General features: G+C 34.9%; 15 protein-coding genes. 9 read left to right on the forward strand and 6 right to left on the reverse strand.

The window, feature by feature from the left end; genetic code table 11:
* Positions 1-399 precede the first annotated feature (399 nt).
* Positions 400-753 (forward strand): DUF4124 domain-containing protein, encoded by a 354-nt coding sequence (locus tag CDA10_RS06055; RefSeq protein ID WP_089604687.1) that lies wholly within the window; start codon positions 400-402, stop codon positions 751-753.
* A gap of 57 nt (positions 754-810) precedes the next feature.
* On the opposite strand, the gene CDA10_RS06060 is transcribed toward CDA10_RS06055, so the two are convergent.
* Both CDA10_RS06060 and CDA10_RS06065 read right to left on the reverse strand, forming a co-directional pair.
* Positions 811-1,974, reverse strand: a complete 1,164-nt coding sequence (locus tag CDA10_RS06060; RefSeq protein WP_171333950.1) for a YbfB/YjiJ family MFS transporter — start codon at positions 1,972-1,974, stop codon at positions 811-813.
* 119 nt (positions 1,975-2,093) lie between these two features.
* Positions 2,094-2,675, reverse strand: a complete 582-nt coding sequence (locus CDA10_RS06065; RefSeq protein ID WP_089604692.1) for a flavin reductase family protein — start codon at positions 2,673-2,675, stop codon at positions 2,094-2,096.
* 200 nt (positions 2,676-2,875) lie between these two features.
* On the opposite strand from CDA10_RS06065, the gene CDA10_RS06070 reads away from it, so the two are divergent.
* Positions 2,876-4,267 (forward strand): L-cystine transporter, encoded by a 1,392-nt coding sequence (locus CDA10_RS06070; protein ID WP_089604694.1) that lies wholly within the window; start codon positions 2,876-2,878, stop codon positions 4,265-4,267.
* Between the two features lie 124 nt (positions 4,268-4,391).
* Here CDA10_RS06070 and CDA10_RS06075 read toward each other — a convergent pair whose 3' ends face one another.
* Positions 4,392-4,676, reverse strand: a complete 285-nt coding sequence (locus tag CDA10_RS06075; RefSeq protein WP_089604696.1) for a DUF8200 family protein — start codon at positions 4,674-4,676, stop codon at positions 4,392-4,394.
* A gap of 232 nt (positions 4,677-4,908) precedes the next feature.
* Here CDA10_RS06075 and CDA10_RS06080 point away from each other — a divergent pair, with 232 nt between their 5' ends.
* Both CDA10_RS06080 and CDA10_RS06085 read left to right on the forward strand, forming a co-directional pair.
* The gene (locus CDA10_RS06080; RefSeq protein WP_089604698.1) at positions 4,909-5,739 is read left to right on the forward strand and encodes a PhzF family phenazine biosynthesis protein; all 831 of its coding nucleotides are present in this window, start codon (positions 4,909-4,911) and stop codon (positions 5,737-5,739) included.
* Positions 5,740-5,889: 150 nt separating this feature from the next.
* Positions 5,890-8,658: a M16 family metallopeptidase gene (locus CDA10_RS06085; RefSeq protein ID WP_089604701.1), complete on the forward strand. Its 2,769-nt coding sequence runs from the start codon at positions 5,890-5,892 to the stop codon at positions 8,656-8,658.
* Positions 8,659-8,926: 268 nt separating this feature from the next.
* On the opposite strand, the gene CDA10_RS06090 is transcribed toward CDA10_RS06085, so the two are convergent.
* Complete coding sequence (locus CDA10_RS06090; protein ID WP_089604703.1) at positions 8,927-9,706, reverse strand: ferredoxin--NADP reductase; 780 nt, start codon at positions 9,704-9,706, stop codon at positions 8,927-8,929.
* A 105-nt stretch (positions 9,707-9,811) separates the two neighbouring features.
* Between CDA10_RS06090 and tsaA the strand changes: the two genes are divergently transcribed.
* A complete protein-coding gene (gene tsaA / locus CDA10_RS06095; protein WP_089604706.1) occupies positions 9,812-10,522 on the forward strand; it encodes a tRNA (N6-threonylcarbamoyladenosine(37)-N6)-methyltransferase TrmO in 711 nt (236 codons plus the stop codon).
* Between the two features lie 93 nt (positions 10,523-10,615).
* On the opposite strand, the gene CDA10_RS06100 is transcribed toward tsaA, so the two are convergent.
* Both CDA10_RS06100 and CDA10_RS06105 read right to left on the reverse strand, forming a co-directional pair.
* Positions 10,616-12,076 carry a CYTH and CHAD domain-containing protein gene (locus CDA10_RS06100; RefSeq protein ID WP_089604708.1) on the reverse strand — a complete coding sequence of 487 codons (1,461 nt, stop codon included), beginning with the start codon at positions 12,074-12,076 and terminating at the stop codon, positions 10,616-10,618.
* A gap of 253 nt (positions 12,077-12,329) precedes the next feature.
* Positions 12,330-13,790 (reverse strand): CYTH domain-containing protein, encoded by a 1,461-nt coding sequence (locus CDA10_RS06105; RefSeq protein WP_089604710.1) that lies wholly within the window; start codon positions 13,788-13,790, stop codon positions 12,330-12,332.
* Positions 13,791-14,343: 553 nt separating this feature from the next.
* Between CDA10_RS06105 and CDA10_RS06110 the strand changes: the two genes are divergently transcribed.
* The 4 genes from CDA10_RS06110 (at position 14,344) to hemL (ending at position 18,553) form a co-directional block, all read left to right on the forward strand.
* A complete protein-coding gene (locus CDA10_RS06110) occupies positions 14,344-14,736 on the forward strand; it encodes an Mpo1-like protein (protein ID WP_171333951.1) in 393 nt (130 codons plus the stop codon).
* 285 nt (positions 14,737-15,021) lie between these two features.
* Complete coding sequence (locus tag CDA10_RS06115) at positions 15,022-16,191, forward strand: helix-turn-helix transcriptional regulator (protein WP_089604712.1); 1,170 nt, start codon at positions 15,022-15,024, stop codon at positions 16,189-16,191.
* A 381-nt stretch (positions 16,192-16,572) separates the two neighbouring features.
* Positions 16,573-17,193: a thiamine phosphate synthase gene (thiE, locus tag CDA10_RS06120; RefSeq protein ID WP_089604714.1), complete on the forward strand. Its 621-nt coding sequence runs from the start codon at positions 16,573-16,575 to the stop codon at positions 17,191-17,193.
* Between the two features lie 67 nt (positions 17,194-17,260).
* Positions 17,261-18,553 carry a glutamate-1-semialdehyde 2,1-aminomutase gene (gene hemL / locus CDA10_RS06125; protein WP_089604716.1) on the forward strand — a complete coding sequence of 431 codons (1,293 nt, stop codon included), beginning with the start codon at positions 17,261-17,263 and terminating at the stop codon, positions 18,551-18,553.
* The last annotated feature ends 74 nt before the right edge of the window (positions 18,554-18,627 follow it).

Consider the following 18,627-nt stretch of genomic DNA (forward strand, 5'->3'; position numbering starts at 1 on the left):
GAGTAAGACCCAAGTTCAATAATAGAATATTGACGATTAAAACTCGTATTCACATGTTTATTTTCAAGATGATGGCTATGAAATATTTTGGAAAAAGAATAGGACAAAGAAGAAGAGCTTCGTTTATTGCTCTATTTTTATTTTAAATAACAAGAGTATAAGTCTAAGTATATTTAAGTTATTGCTTATTAAATATATTTAAATAAAGTGCCTGGTGATATGTATTTAAATACATGAGTTTGAATATATTGAATGACAAAATCGTGTCAGAAATGGCAAAAAAAGTCATATTTATCCATTTGTGGTAAGTCTTAAAATAGCATGAGATAAAAACGCTTACGTCAATAGCTATTTTAATCATTAGTTGATATTTTATACGCGCTTACAAGGAGTATAATGATGAAAGCTAGTTTGATGATGTTTGTATTCTTAGGGATTTCAGTAACCGCAGAAGCGAGTGAAGTTCATAAATGTGTCAATAAGGGTACAGTGACTTATCAATCTAGACCGTGTGCTGGAAAAATTATTCCCAATCCGCAACAACAATATCAAAAACAACTGACTCAGCGTACAGCGAATCAAGATGTTAAACAGCAGCAAGCGCCAGCTGTTTCTAGTCGTTATTCTCAGCAGCAACACCTGCAACGTAAGTCAGGTAATGGAACATCAAACGAAATTCCTGATACAGTTGAAGGCAAGAAAAAAAGCATGGCAATTGCACAAGATGCTTATAAAATGACTAAAGATCGCTAAAAATTTCAAAGGTTTATATTCTTCGATGATATAAACCTTTCATTAATATTATGAGTTTTAACTAGATTGCTTGAATTGAGAATAAATAAAGAACTGTAATGTTCCTAAACATAGAACAGCAGAAGCTAGAATAAATTGTTGATGATACGAAATACCCAAATGTTGCAATCCACTAAAACAAAGCCCACCGATCAATTGAGTTATGGCAAAAGATAGTGTTGCGATACTCCATAACCTTTTATAGGCAACGCCGTATAGATGCATGATGGTATAAGATGTTAAAAAGACAACGGCAGGATTCAGTAAACCTGTTAAGAAAGAAGATATATAGGTTAGGATCGGATTAAACTGGAAAATTGCAATTAAAATGGCAAATACATAGACACTATATAATATTTTTAAAGCGGTAAAATTACCGAATTTTCGTGCAAGTATATATGCGCTTATCGCACCTAAAGCACTACCAGAACCATATAAAATCCAATTAAAATTAATGTGATAAAGATTTAAGTGTAATGTATTTTTTAAATAATCAATCCAAAACAATGAGTGTGGCACATAGGCAAAAGCGCTAGTTGCATATACGATTAGTAAACTAAAATACATACCATTAACGGTATTCAATGCATGGGTATTTGAAGGCAGATTACTGAGATGACTTTGAAATATTTTGAGTAAGTAAGTCAAAATAAGACTGATTAAAAAAGCAAAACCGAATAAAACTAACCATGCCGATTGTGTAGAGATACGGTCTAAATAGGGGAGGAATAAGGTTGCAAGTAAAACACCTATTCCTATACCACTAAAGCCAATAAAGTTAATGCTTAAGCGTTCTTCAGGAAGACTACATTGAGCAACAATACTGGGTGAGAGAATCATCAGTAGTCCACCACTGATGCCTGAAATCACTCGCCAAAATATATACCAAGATTCTGAAAAACCTGAAAATGCACAGCTTAAAAGACTAATGCTACCTGCATACGCCGCGCCTAATATAAATTTTGGCATACTTGGGTTTTGTGGCAATTTCATTGCCCAAAAAGCACCGATTAAATAGCCAAGTAAGTTTGCGCTACCAAGAATACTGGAAAATTGAGTTGTCCATTCATAAGCAAGACGAGTTGTAGGCAATAGTGCCGTATATGAAAAACGCAAGATACCTATACCTAAACACATGCTAAGACATAGAAATAGGCTAAGCTTGATCTTATTTGAAAACATTCAATTCTCGATACTGATGATTTGTGTTTCAGTTAAAAGACCTTAATCAGGATTTGAATAAATCACAAATAATGCTCACCATTTATTTTGTGAATATAGAACAGTGAATAAAGCTAAGACTATTCCAAAAGGTTTGCATCGACGGCATCGCCAATTGTGTAATAGTGACCGCCTGCAACATGATGCAGACTCTTCCATTCAGCAGGCGCTTCATGGTAGTACCAATGTCCATCACGGAAGACTCGATCATCTGCATAGGCTGCAACGACCTTACCAATAAATAAATCATGAGCCTGCTGATTGTGTGGTTCTGGAATTAATTCACAGATTAACCAAGCAGCGCAGCCTTCAACCACAGGTAAATCAAAACCTTCAAACTGAAATAGTGGGGTATGGCAGTGTGTTAATTTTTCAGGGTCATTAAACTGACTGATTGAACCAAGTTGTTGTACCAATTTGAGTTGTTTTAGCGTCGGAACTTGTAGAACGAAATAACCTGATTTTTCAACTAATTTTCGTGTCTTAGTGCTTTTGTCTAAGACCACCGAAACTTTGGCAGGAATAAGCTCTAGTGCGCATGCCCATGCAGCAGCCATGACATTTTCTTCATGTTCATATTTGGCTGAAACAAGCACTGTTGGGCCATGATTGAGTAGGCGATATGCTTTAGCGAGTTCTACAGATTTGATATGTGTGTTCATTCAATAACCTAGGCTTTAAAAAACTATAGTCTTTATTTAGAAAAGCTTATTCAATTTATGCATGAAAGCAATAAGATTTTGTTTTTATTCTTGTTTATAAACAGATAAAAAAACCGCATGTAAATCGTAAAAAATGCTAAAGGCTGTTGAATAATGACCAATACGCTTATAATAACCAGATCAAGACTTTTGGAACTCAGATGAATTATCCACTTATTTTGAATATTGTTATATTCATTACCTTAATCATATTGCTCATGCAAACGAGAAAAACCGACTGGAGTTTGGCGAAAAAAGTTTTTGCAGGTTTATGTCTAGGGGTGGTATTTGGTTTAGGTTTACATTTGGTTTATGGTACCAATACTGCAATTTTAGATGAATCTATTCAATGGTTTAACATTGTCGGAAATGGTTATGTCAAACTTTTACAAATGGTGGTTATGCCATTGGTCTTTGTTTCCATTTTGGGCGCAGTGATTAAACTTCATGATGCTTCATCATTGGGTAAAATCAGTATTTTTAGTATCGGTACATTGCTGATCACTACATTTATTGCAGCATTGGTGGGTGTATTTGTTACGAATTTATTCGGTTTGAGTGCCGCAGGTTTGGTACAAGGCACACAAGAAACTGCACGACTTGAAGCGATTCAAACAGATTATATTGGCAAAGTTACTGATTTAAGTGTTCCGAATTTTTTATTGTCTTTTATTCCAACCAATCCTTTTGCTGAACTAACAGGCGCACATTCGACTTCGATTATTAGTGTGGTGATTTTTGCGACTTTATTGGGTATGGCAGGGATCAACCTGATCAAAACCGATGCTGAGAAAGGACAACGTATTGTTATTGCAATTGAAACATTGCAAGCTTGGGTCATGAAGTTGGTACGTTTGGTGATGACATTAACACCCTATGGTGTTTTTGCTTTGATCACTAAAGTTGTTGCAAGCTCTAAAGTAGCGGATATGGTCAACCTAGGCGGCTTCCTTGTTGCATCATACCTCGGCTTAGCGATTATGTTCTTGGTGCATGCGTTGGTATTACTTCTTGCAGGTGTAAACCCACTACGTTTCTTTAAAAAGGTTTTGCCTGTACTTACATTTGCATTTACCAGTCGTTCGAGTGCAGCCAGTATTCCGTTAAATATTGAAGCGCAAACTCGTCGTTTAGGTGTACCTGAATCGATTGCAAGCTTTTCAGCTTCATTTGGTACCACGATTGGTCAAAATGGTTGTGCTGGCTTATATCCTGCGATGTTAGCAGTGATGGTTGCACCAACAGTTGGTATTAATCCGCTCGATCCCGTTTGGATTTTGACTTTAGTTTGTGTGGTTACACTCAGTTCTATTGGAGTGGCAGGTGTCGGTGGTGGAGCAACTTTTGCTGCACTTATCGTGTTACCGATTATGGGTTTGCCTGTAACTTTGGTGGCACTGCTTATTTCAATCGAGCCGTTAATTGATATGGGACGTACTGCTTTAAATGTAGATGGTTCAATGACCGCAGGTGTTGTGACCAGTCAATTGATGGGGCAAACTGATAAAGCGATTATGTTAGGTGATGAGAATTTAGAATTATCTAATCGATAATTTAATCAAATCAATCACTCAAGTACATAAGACATCATTGTTCGTGGTGTAGTAAAAATAAAGTCAGCAAATTATTCAAACCATGAATAAGAAGCTGACTTTATTTGCTTCTTAACTTCGCTTTTTAATCTGCGACTTGGTTACATTCTTTTAACTCAGCAGAGTTTTTTGTCCAGATTTTCCCCGCAGAGTTTTTATAGAAACTAATTTTTCCTACACGGATCACTAAATTCTGACATGAATCTATAGAAAGTTCTTTTCCCCATGGGCCAGTCAAGCGACAGGTAGTCCCATCACATTTCCAAACCACATTTGGACCATTTTCAATCGGTACGGTGACCGTACCAACATGTGATGAGCCAGCAGTCCAAGTGGTATCGTCTGCTTGAGCCAAAGGAGAGAAAAGCATACAAAAGCTGATGAATAGATGGGGGATTTTCACAGATCATCTCCTATTTATTGTTGCTGTAAGTTTGATTGCTCATCTAAGTTGTCTTAAAAAAGCTTATTCAAAATAAATATTATGTCGATCAATAAAGAAAACTGTTGAATTATTGTTCTGTATCCATTTTAAAACAGAGATTGTATCTGTAATCATTTTCAACTTCGCATAGAATAATTAAAAATCAGGAGTTTTGACAATGAAAATGTACCAAGTGGATGCTTTTACACAACAATTATTTAAAGGTAATCCTGCTGCAGTGCTTGTACTGGATCAATGGCTTGATGATGGTTTGATGCAGAATATTGCCCTAGAAAATAATTTAGCTGAAACGGCTTTTGTAAAACGTATTGATGATGAAAATTATCAAATCCGTTGGTTTACTCCAAAAGTAGAAGTCGATTTCTGTGGGCATGCAACTTTGGCATCGGCTTTTGTGTTATTTAAAGATTTTACCCAAGCGAAAAAGATACAATTTCACGTTAAAGATCTCGGTATTTTCACGATCCATCAAGTAGAAGATGGCAAGATTAAAATGAATTTTCCGATTCGAAAAGCTCAAAAACTCACAGATTATCCAAAATTACTTAACCATGTGATTGATAAACCATTCAAAGAAGTTTATGCCAATGCACAAGCTTTTATTCTCGTCTGTGAGTCTGCTCAAGATGTGATTGATGCAATACCGAATTTCGCTAATATTCAAGCAATTGCAAATGAGCATAAAGTGAGTACGGCAATCACGGCAGCATATGAAGACTTAGATGTGACGATTACTGCGGAATCTCACGATTACGATTATGTTGCACGTTATTTTGCACCACATAAAGGTATTAACGAAGACCCAGTGACTGGTTCCATGCATACGGGTTTAGCGCCTTTATGGGCGGAAAAGTTAGAAAAAAATCAATTGATTGCGTATCAAGCTTCTGAGCGTGGTGGCGAACTTTTTTGTAAGATTGAATCAGAAGATCGTATTGAAATTTCAGGTTATGCAAAGTTGTATATGCAGGCTGAAATTATGCTGTAAATGTATTCCAAATTTAATAAATATTTCTAATCATTACAAAAGCCGTTGAAATAAACGGCTATTTTTTCAAATCTTTACTGTTATTTTATTCAGGATTTTTTAAGATGATTGTCATATAAATTTTAATATTTCAAAGAATCTGGATTTTTTATGCTCATGCGGTTAACAAAACTCACTTTGTCTTTATGTCTTATTAGTAGTATCAGTGCAGGAACTTTTGCACAGACGATTTTAGTAAAGTCTGAACATAATATTGAAGAATACAAGCTTGATAATGGTATGCGAGTTTTACTTGCTCCAAACGATAAAGAGAATAAAGTTTTTGTAAATACGGTCTACTTTACAGGTTCATTGAATGATCCGAAAGGTAAAGGGGGCTTAGCGCATTTATTAGAACATTTGGCCTTCAAAGGCACTGAAAATGTAAAAGGGGAAGAGTTTCAGCGCCGTTTAGATCAATACACCTTAATGACCAATGCAAGTACAGATTATTATTCAACAAAATATACCAATATCGTACGTCCTGAAAAAATGGCTTTAAATGAAATTATTCATTTAGAAGCAGAACGCATGGACAAATTGGTACTCCAAGAAAAATATGTACCGTCTGAAATTAATATTGTGATGCGTGAACGCGAAGTCCGAATGGATCAGCCCTTTGCTGTTTTGATGGATCAAATGTGGAAATCGGCATATGATAATCAGTCTTTAGGACGTTTACCCATTGGTGATTTAGCAGAATTACAATCGATCAAAATGAATGAACTAAATCGCTTCTATAAAGATTGGTATGCACCAAATAATGCAGTGATGGTGATTTCAGGAAAATTTGATAAAACAGAAGTGTTGAAGCAAATCGATCAGAATTTCAGTCCAATTCCTGCTCGAAAATTACCAGCTCAAGCGCAAGTGCCTTTACTTGATTCTACGACGATTAAAGCACGTAATTTTAAAGTACAAAAAGGTAGTGATTTAGCCAAGTTCAATATTTACATGAATGGGAAAAATAAGAAGATTCAATCAGTTTTAGCATTGGCACCTTATCTTTATACATTGCAACCGAGTGGGCATTTATATTCGAATATGGTTGAAACAGGTGTTGCGACCAATGTGCAGTCTACGGCATGGTTAGATGATGATTTCAATTTACTGTTTATGGGAGCAATTTATGCACCATCTCATGATCCTCAAAAAATTGAGGATTCACTCATTCAAGGTGTAGAGCAAAATAAAAGTTTTGATGATGTTGAGTTAAAACGAGTTAAAAACTTAATGAGCAATGCAAATGATACTTTGCTTAACAATGCAACCGCTGTTGGTGGGATGTTGAGTGATTATGTAGTGTCATCGCATGGTGATTGGGCACAATATTTCCGAGATCAACAAGCGATTCAAAACTTAACAGTAGCGGAAACCAATGCAACGCTAAAAGCATTTTTGACGGCAAATCACCGTTTTAATGGTGATATTCAACCGACACCAGAAGACCAGAAAAAAGCCCTAGAACAAAAGCAAGCCAGTGAGAAACCTAAAACACTGGATCAGCAAGCGATCGCTGAAGAGCCGCTGAAAGATGTCAGTGAATATCAAGCAGAAGTACGACAGTTTATTGAAAAATCAAAACAGTATTTAGATCAGACTGAGGAGAAGATTCAGCGCGGCGTATTAAAGAATGGGATGCAATATGCGTTATTTCCAACTTCTACACGGGATGACAAAACCTATGCCACGATTAGTGTGAATTTTGGTACAGCAGAATCTTTAATGAATAAGTCTGAAGTCTTAGACTTTACCGCATATTTATTATTACGTGCTTCTGAACAATACAGTTTACAAGATATTGCCGATAAAAGTATTGATGCAGGTGGTGCGGCCACAGCAGCTGCATCAGAGAATGGTATTACGATCCAAATTGTTGCAAAGAAAGAGAAATTTGAAGAATTCTTTAAATATATTGTTTCTGTAATGAAAAATCCAAAGTTTGAACAGTCTCAATTTGATTTGATTAAATTACAGAGTTTAGCGAGTTTAGATCGTCCTTATACTGAACCAGAAACTGTTGCTGCTTTAACCATTGCAAGACTGTTAGAAACTTATCAACCAGGGGATTTACGTTATCATTTTGAGCCTGAGCTTGCAAAGAAACAAATCAATGCTGCAAATAATGGGCAAGTTATAGATTTATATAAAAAATATTTTGCGATGGATCATGCCCAAATTGCGATTACAGGGCAGTATGATGCTAAAAAAATACAAACTTTATTAAATCAAGAATTTGCAACATGGTCGGCTAAGCAACCATATCAGCGCTTAACAACAGTGTTCAATACTTACAAAGCACAGAAAGTTCATGCGCTGTCAGAGCAACGTGAATTTGGTAGTTATCAAGCTTTACAGACGCTGCCTGTAGGTGTGGATCATAAAGATGCAGCAGCATTAATTGTATTTAGTTATATCTTGGGCGATTCTCAGCTTTCTTCACGCTTAGGCCAAGAGTTACGTGAAAAAAATGCTTTGGTTTATGGTTTTGGTAGCGACCTAGATCTAGATTCGTTCAATGATGCCGGCGCTTTAAGTATTGAAGCAAATTATACCGCAGGGAAATCAGCTGAAGTTTCACAAGTTGTACACAAAGTGCTGTTAGATTTACTCAACAAAGGTGTGACAACACAAGAGTTGGAAGCAGCGAAGGCAAGTATTATGAAACAGCGTGTTACTTCTTTAGAGGATGAACGCATGATTCACCGTATGTTGAATAGTCAGCTTGAGCGCAATAAAAACATGGAAAGTCGTGCGGTACGTGATCAAGAAATTGCAAAATTGACAAAAGCTGATGTAGATGCTGTGATTAAAAAATACATTAAGCTAGATCAACTGGTTGAGGTGATGTCTGATCAATATGCCCAAGTCAAAAAGTAATTTTTTATAGATTGACTTAGATTTAAAAATCTAGAAACAAAGCCATACAGTTGTGTTAATGCCGATCAGTTAAGAGTAATTGAGTGATTACTCATTTAAAAATCTCCCCTAACCCTGAGCCATATATGGTGCAAGAAAAAGAGGGGGATTATTGAGAATCTAAAATGCTTAAGTGAACAGTATTGCCAGATATGGGGAAATTTTTAAGTCAGTAAGCAATAAAAAACCGAGGATTTAACCTCGGTTTTGATATTTCTATTACTCAGGATTATTTTTCAACGAATGCACGTTCAATCACGTAATCGCCTAATACACCCATTTTCGGTGATTCTTTAAGACCGTGTTGATCCAAAAGCGCAACAACATCTTTTAAAAATGCAGGGCTACCACATAACATTGCGCGGTCAGTTTCAGGGTTAAAAGGTGGTAATCCAACTTTCTTAAATAATTCACCAGTTTCAATCGCTGTAGTTACACGACCTTGAGTGTGGAATTCTTCACGAGTCACAGTAGGGTAGTAAACAAGTTTGTCTTGAATCCCTAATTCTTGGAAGAATTCATGGCTTGGAAGTTCATTTAAAATCAAATCTTGGTAAGCCAACTCTGAAATAAAACGAGTACCATGTACTACGATGACTTTTTCATAGCGTTCATAGGTTTCAGGATCACGAATAATCGCCAAGAAAGGAGCAAGACCTGTACCAGAAGAAAGTAAGTACAAGTTTTTACCTGGGTTTAGATCGTCATGAACTAAAGTACCTGTTGGTTTTTTTGAAATGAGAATGTCATCGCCTACTTTTACTTTTTGTAAAATTGAAGTTAAAGGACCATCAGGCACTTTAATAGAGAAAAACTCTAGCTCTTCTTCGTAGTTCGCACTCGCAATAGAATAAGCACGCATTAAAGGCTTACCATTGACTTCAAGTCCAATCATTACAAATTGACCATTTTTAAAACGTAACGCTGTGTCACGTGTCGTTTTAAAACTGAATAATGTGTCATTCCAGTGGTGCACGTGAGTAATCTTTTCGACGTTGAAAGCAGCCATTAAAGGTCTCAATAAATTATCAAATTAGAACAGCTTACTATTCTAATCTAAAAACATTCTCTATAAACTGAATATATTTAATTGAACTTATCAGAAAAAGTGATTATGACTGAATTAACCCTTCCAATTATTGGTTATATGCGATCGCCTTATAAAGAAAAGTTTGGTATTCCACGTCAACCAAATCTTGTTCAAGTTGAATCTTATATCGAAATGGTTGCGCCATATAATGAATTGTTAGCATTTGAAGGAATTGAAGAATTTAGTCATTTATGGATTATTTGGCAATTTCATGACAATAAAAATCAACAAGATAATGAAAAATTTAGGCCACAAGTTCGTCCACCACGTTTAGGCGGAAATAAAAAAATTGGGGTATTTGCGACTCGCAGTATGTATCGTCCTGCACCGATAGGGTTATCCGTAGTAAAACTAAAAAATGTTGAGAAACAGGGAGAAACAATACGAGTCTACTTGCAGGGTAGTGACTTATTGGATGGAACACCTATTCTCGATATCAAACCTTATATCCAGTATTCAGATGCTATTGTCAATGCTGAGAGTGGTTATGCTCAAGATGAACCTGCACGTAAAGCTGTATTATGGAGTGATCAGGCTGCTTTAATGAGGGATCAATTATTAAAAACTAAAAAGATGAGCTCACAATATACTGCTGAGTTAGAACAAGTTTTATCTTTAGATCCTCGCCCAGCCTATCAACATGATGAAGAACGTGTTTATGGAATGAAGTTTGGTGAATTCAATATTAAATTTACTTGTCAGCAAGATGCGATCTTCATTCAAAATATTGAATGAGAAATATTCAACGAAGCTTAAATTTACATCCTTTTGTCTATTCACCGAGTGAATACGATGTTGCTTGTGCCTAATGCATGCTGATTTTTGCAGCTATTTCCAAAAAGGGATAGCTTGTGCAAAATGAAGCAAATCTTGTTGCGATTGTATCAATAAATGTTGTTTTTCAGCTGCGATCCATCCAAGCGCAAACCATACTTCAGGTTGAGCGGGGGCATAAGGCTTTAATCGATTTTCTGCAACGATAAAATCATTATATTTTCCCAAACTTTCTTGCGCAGGTTTAAGTCGTTTAATATAGCCTTTGACAGTATGTTCATCATATAAAGATGAAATGAATTCAAGGCTATAACGAAGTCTTTTGAGCCGCTTACGAGTACGATGACGCGCTTCAATTTCTAAACTTAAAAAATTTTCAGCATCAAGTTTTATAGACTGATGTAACTTGTCTAGATTTTTGTGAATGGTTTTTTTAACCGATTTTGAAGATTGTTCATTTGTGTTTTGATAAATAAATTGAATCAACGATAAGACTAAGCTTTCGAAATTTAAAGATTTAAACAAACTACTGATTTTATTATTCTCATCCAATGAATCTATTTCAAGCTGGATTTTAGGTGCATTGAGCATTTCAAGTTTTGGTAAAATTTCATCATGAATCATGCTTAAATCACGAGAGCGACCTAAACTCCGAAATAAATTTGTTAATTCAGTCTCCCAACACAAATCGATATGTTGTGACCAATTTGCAAAGGTTTTTAATGCGCTACGTAAACGTCGGATGGCTACTCGTACCTGATGAATATGGTCACTATTAAAATGTCCTGAAGCAATCGCAGTACTATTCGGAAGCAAGTGTTGTAAACAATTATAAATCACTTTCTTTAATGCAATTTCTGTTGAATTACTTTTATCCAAATTTAATGGAATTTGAAGTTGAGTTGGAGATTCTTGAATATTTTGTACAAGCTGAAACCCTTGTTGTACTTTATTGCGAGTATCTAACCATAAGCCATAGCGTTTAACACGCGGCAAAATAAATGAAATGAGATCTTGGATCGTACCTTGTTTAAGTTTGAATTTAACTTCATAAATTTCGAATTGAGCCTGATTTACATGCATAAAACCACGATCAAGTTCTACGATAATTTGACTGTTTTGAAAATTAAATAGAGTGGTTGATCGCTCAATCTCAGTTTCAAATTGAACAATGAGTTGAGCTTCGATCTCTGTAACCCATTTTTGAATTTTTTCAGGAATATTTTTAATTTTGTGGTAATGCGCGAGTTGGTTTTTATTTTCAATTGAAGTCAAATCTTCATCTATTTCAAATAATTGAATAGGCTTTAAACTAAGTGCTTGGAGTTTTTTTAGCCATTCATCATTTTCTAAACGTTGCTTGAGTAAAATAGAATGTTGCGATAAATCAAACTGTTTACTATCTAAATATTGAGTTTTAAGTGTTTTATGTTGAACAGTTTTACGTTGCAAAGCTTTGAAAATTAATTCACGTTTATCTTTTGGAATTTGAAATTTTAGTTCAATTTTTTGCATTGTTAAAATTCCATTTTTATCAATATTTATAATGAGTTTAACGCTATTTTAGACAATGTTAAGTAATTTTTATGTTGAATTTATTGTCTAGTTTCAGTCTTTCATCACATCCGTTTAAGTTCAAGAATATAGCTGATTTCCACATGAAAATTTGCCACAAAAATTTCTCACTTATGCATTCTTTATGGGAATCCTTAATATGATTAGCCACTTTACCAACAGTGTTAATAAAGTGGCTTGAATTAAATAAAATTTATTTTAAAAACTTACGACTGACTAAGAATTGCTCAGTTGCATCGAGTAAAGTTTGCGCATAAGCTTCTTGTTTGGCTGTAAGCCAACCCAAGGCAAACCAATCGCTGGCTTCGAGTTCAGTCTGTTGTAGATATGATGCAGATGAAGCAAGCACTTGATATTGCTCAGATGCTTGTTGTGCATCGTTTAAAGATTTAGCATACTTTTGCAGGTTTTTGACATCATAAATATGAGTCAAAATAGGGAAGCTAAACTTTAATTCATTGAGTCGTTGCGCTAAGAGTTCTAAGCTTTCCAAATCGGCTAAATCAGCTTGATTCAAAGCTTCTTGTAGTTGTTTATATTGATTTTGCAAGGTATTTTGCGCATACCATTTTAAATCATGCTCTTGTGCTTTTTCAGATTGACCTAAACTAAACATCAATAACTCTAAATAATGCTGCACATTCTGAGTAGATTTCACTAAATTATTTAGCTTTTCTTGGGCATATAAAATGTCTTTGTCTAAGCTTTCTGCAGTTTTAGGATTTTGTAATAAAGCGCCTAGCGTGTTTTGCATATGCTCGAAGTGTTGCAGGTTTTTAAAATGACTTTCAAAAGCAGCCAATTGATGTGCCCATTTGTCTGTTTTAATCTCAGTCCAATCTTTAAAGAGAGAAAGGCTTAAATGCAAATGATGTAAAGCCATTTGAGCTTGATTAATATGTTCAGACTCAGCCACTTGTGCAGAAATTGCAGAAATATTGGGTAAAAGATGTTGCATATGACTTGCAATTAATGCTCTCAAGTTCTTATCGGCACTGTCTTTTTTATTGAGAATAATTTCTTTACTGTGTTTTGCAGGACTTACTGTTTTATTTAGTGTTAATAAATTTCCAAATTCAGCTTTACTACGCACATCTAACCAAAGTTGATATTTCTTTACCCATTCAAAACTGAAAGCCAATAAAGATTGGATTGAACCGCTTTTCAATTCAAATTCAACTTCGTAAATTTCTTGCTGAGCTGAGCCTGTGCGAACTTCACCGATATCCAAACATACTTCAATTTCAGCATCTTCAAAATGGATGATGCGAAAAGTGCGTTGAATATCCGTTTCAAATTGCAGTTTCAATTGATCAAATTGATCATCTAAAGCATTTTTTAAAATATGGTGTGCTTCAGATTGGTCTGTATAAATAGATAAATCAAGCTTTGGTGCTTCGGTTAATTCACCTAAATCATGATTTTCTTCAATACGTTGCAAGTGGCTTTTTGTTGCTGCTTTAAGTGTTTGTACCCAACGTGTACCTTCTAGACGCTGACGGAGAGCAGCGCCATTTAAAGAGAGTCTCTTATCATCGGTATCATAATACTTTGCTTGCAATTGAATTAGCTCAGATTTTTTTGGGTCCAATGCTTTGAGTAATGCATTACGACGAGTCTCAGGAATCTGAAATTTTAATTCAACTTCAAGCATGATCAAATCCTAGTAGTTTTGTTTAAATCATAAGGTCTATAACGGTATATCAGTTGATTAGTCAGAATACATCTATAAAAACGTAATCGACCTAAGCTCATCGAACTGAATTTTAGCTAGACATTGTAACGTAAAATTATTAATTAACCTGAGCTCGGGATAAGATATATTCCCAACTATATGATACGCAGAAACGTCAGTCGCATTGTTCGAGGCAGAGCTACATCTGTAATATACTGTTTTTGCGATATATTAGGTACTTGATAGTATCTGTCGAGTTGGCGACTGACAAATGGTTTTGCCTACTTTTCCCGAAAGAAAAGTAGGTCGAACCGAAGGTTAATCCTTACATTTGACTTTAAACGGTAAGACTCCGTTGTACCTGATCAATTTTTTCAATAACTTACATCAGAATTTCCCCCGAACTGACGTTAATCAAAATGAGGGTTATAACGTCGATTTGAGCTCATATTTTTAGCTTAAATTGATAGAAGTATTGCTTTGATTGTGAATTCAACATAAATTAGAGCTTAAGGATAAAAAATAGATCAGGATGATTGTTGTGAATGCACATATTGAACCAAAAGCAGATGCAGAAATACCTAAACAATTTCAATTACCTATCAAAAATTACTCAGAATTTTACCGCTTTTACTTAACAGAGCATCGTAATATTATGAGCCGTCGTCTACATGCTGTAGGAAGTAGTGTTGGTATTTACTTTTTTTCTCAAGCCATTCGTCAAAGAAAACCAAAGTATTTTGTCTATGGCTTAGTATCAGGTTATGCATGTGCATGGGTTGGGCATTTTATTTTTGAAAAAAATAAACCTGCAAGTTTTAAACAACCTTTATATAGCTTCATTTCAGATTGGCGAATGCTATCCGATATTATCCGTGGAAATTTAAGTTTAAGAGACCGTAAATTTGATAAAATTGACAGTTAATGTCTATTTGTAACATAAAAAGTACTAAGCATTTGAAAATTTTATGAAGTTTTAAATTACTATTTATTTACTTATTTGATCTGAAAAATATGTATTAAATTGGTGTTTTAAATAAACCCATATTTAAACTCAATATTTTAAAGAAACAATCAGTTTATTTTACTTTCATGGTTTTATTAATCGTTATAATAACGGTTTGTTTTATAAATTATTGGATTTAATTCTCTATATTTCATGTGAATTTTTGCTATATTAATTATTAGTTCATAAATTAAAAAAACCACAATGACTTATAGAGAATATTATGATGAATTAGTCGAGTTGATTTATAAGATTCCTATTCATAATGATGGATGGGGGATTTTTTTAGAAAGACTCAACCAAGTGATGGATTCTTCTGCAATTCATGTTATAGGCATGGACTTAAAATACAATGCATTTTCATATAGTCGAGCGATCTCTTTAAATACTGAAGAAGAAAGTGCCAGTATAGAAGTGAACTATATACAAAATTATATTAAGAATGATCCTCGTTGGGTTGATGTTTTAAATAAACAACAATCAGGTTGGTATCAATGCCATCATTTTATTGATGATGCAACAATGGAATCCTCTGAAGTTTATCAAAATATTTTAGAACCCAATCAAATTCGCTATAGTGCGGTACATGAGTTAATTCAAGATGATCGATTATGTGTCATTATAGGAATAAACACCTCCAAACAACGCGCACCTTTAAATCAAGAAGAGTTAGATTTTTTAGATCAATTAATGGTGCATTTAAAAAGAATCGCATTGATTCAACGTTATATCTTTGAATTTTCAACTAAAGCGATTCTTGGATATTCCTTGATTGATAAATTATCACAGCCAATTATTCTCATCAATTTAGATTGTAAAGTTGTTCATTTGAATACTTCTGCACAGCAGTTAATTCAAAAAAGTAATGTCATCAAAATTTGTGATGATGAATTGCAACTTCCAGAACCCTTTCAAAAACAGTTGAGTCTTGATTTACAAAATATTGAATGTTTATTTAAACAAAAAAGTGAACAGTTACAAGATGTAGTGAAAGATGGATGTATTAAGTTGGATGATGGTAATGGTGGGAAAATATATATTTTTGCAACATTATTAATTTCAGAGCATGAGTTAAAAACCTTTGGAATTCGACCTGCTGTGATGTTAACAATATATCATCCTAAATATTCACCGACAATCAATTCTCATTTATTACATACTGCATTTAATTTGACTCCAGCAGAATCACGCGTCGCAATTTTATTATTAGAAGGGCTTGTTGCAAAAGAAATTTCTATTAAAAATAATGTTTCAATCGATACAGTAAGAAAGCAAATTAAGGAAATTTTAAGAAAGACAGAGACAAATCGACAATCAGATTTGGTGAAATTGTTATTGAGTATGCCTAAATATTTTGATGAGATGTTAAATTAGTAAAAATTTCAATCCTTATTTATAAGTATTTTAATGCTGAAAGATATTTATAATGTTAAATATTCATTATTTGTAAAATGGGGAACGTAAGCATTAATCAGTTTCTAAACAACTTGCTTATACACTTGAGTTTTAGGTCAATTAAAAGATTCAAATTTTGAAAATAATGGGGTTAATTTTGATCAGCTTTTGTAGTACGTCACAAATGTGAAATGGTGAATGAGAATATTGATACAGCCAATTAGCCAATAGGTTTCGGTTTAGCAAATATCAGCAAAATATAGATGTGTTTCGGAAACAATAAATTTTCTAAGCCAATATGTATTTAAATAAAACACTGGTTATACTTCTACTTTGATTTATATGAGTACGAGTAAAAGTATGCGCGGTCTTTACCTCATCACCAATGACGATCCTATCGATTTACTCCTACAAAAATTAAAAGCGGCTTTGGCAACTCATCATATTGCCATTCTTCAATACCGCCGTAAAAACATTGTTAAAGCAGAACAATTTGGTGAAGTTGAATCGATAAAACAACTTTGTGAAAAGTATCAAACACCTTTTGTGATCAATGATGATTTGGAACTTGCAGAACAGTTTGGCTTAGGTGTGCATTTAGGACAATCTGACGGTGAAATTTCAGATGCAGCTACACGTTTACCTCAAGGTGTCATTATTGGTCGAACTTGCCTAAATTCAATAGAACTTGCAGAAAGCGCTATTGCAGATGGCGCAACATATATTGCATTTGGCGCAGTATATGCGACATCAACTAAACCTGAAGCAGGGAATATTGGTTTAGATGTTTTAAAACAAGCCTCCGAAAAGTTTGACTTACCGCTTTGTGCAATTGGAGGTTTAACTGTTGAAAATTCAAAAGTTGTGATTGATTCAGGTGCTGACCTCTGCGCTGTGATTAGTGATATATTAGCTTTATCAGTTGAAAATATTCCTGCACGTGTCGCAGCATGGGCACAACTTTTTGCAGAAACTGAATAACCTTAATTTATATCGTCGTTTTTATATCATATTGAAATTTTAGTATTTTACAGGATTGAGTAGATTTATGAGCCTATCTCCAAAGCAAGAACAATTGTTTAAACAAGCCAGTAAGCATATTCCAGGTGGTGTGAATTCACCTGTACGTGCGTTTAATGGTGTGGGTGGTACGCCAGTTTTTATTGAAAAAGCCAAAGGTGCTTATTTATATGATGTCGATGGTAAACGCTATGTCGACTATGTAGGTTCTTGGGGGCCGATGATTTTAGGTCATGCGCATCCTGAAGTAATCAAAGCTGTACAAGAAGCTGCTGTCGATGGTTTAAGCTTTGGTGCACCGACGGTACATGAAACGACTTTGGCAGATATTATCTGTGAAATTATGCCTTCGATTGAAATGGTACGAATGACCAATTCAGGTACTGAAGCAACTATGACTGCAATTCGTCTCGCACGTGGCTACACGGGTCGTGACATGATTGTAAAATTTGAAGGTTGTTATCATGGACATTCTGATTCGTTATTAGTAAAAGCTGGCTCTGGCATGTTAACTATGGGAGAGCCAACTTCGAAAGGTGTGCCTGCTGATTTTGCGAAACATACCGTGACATTACCTTATAACGATATTGAAGCTGTAAAAGCATGTTTTGCTAAATTTGGAAATGAGATCGCTGGTGTAATTATCGAACCTGTTGCGGGTAATATGAATTTGGTTAAACCTGTGCCAGGCTTCTTAGAAACGATTCGTGAGCAATGTGATCAATACAAGTCTGTATTTATTATTGACGAAGTAATGACGGGTTTCCGTGTTGCATTGGGCGGTGCGCAAGCGTATTACAATGTCAAACCTGATTTAACCACACTCGGCAAAATCATTGGGGCAGGGCTACCAGTAGGTGCATTTGGTGGTAAACGTGAAATTATGGAATGTATTGCACCTTTAGGTGGAGTATACCAAGCAGGTACTTTATCGGGTAATCCTTTGGCAATGCGTGCTGGAATTAAGATGTTTGAAAGCTTGCGTCAACCTAATTTTTATACAGATTTGTCGGCAAAATTAGATCAATTGTTAAAAGGCTTACAAGCTGCTGCCGATGAAGTGGGAATTCCACTATTTACTCAACAAGCAGGTGGTCTGTTTGGACTTTACTTTACAGACCAAACAGAAATTACCAGTTTTGATCATATTCTTAAATGTGATATCGAAGCATTCCGTAAATTTTTCCATGGTATGTTAAATCGTGGTGTATATCTTGCACCATCTGCATTTGAAGCTGGCTTCATTTCTGCTGCGCATAGTGATGAAGATATTCAATTTACCATTGAAATGGCTAAAGAAGTTTTTGCTGAAATTAAGTAGTTTTCAGCATACTCACTATGCATAAAGCTCACGATTCGTTGTGAGCTTTTTTATGACTTATATCCTCAGATAAA

It is taken from the genome of Acinetobacter piscicola (assembly GCF_002233755.1).
Taxonomy (GTDB): domain Bacteria; phylum Pseudomonadota; class Gammaproteobacteria; order Pseudomonadales; family Moraxellaceae; genus Acinetobacter; species Acinetobacter piscicola.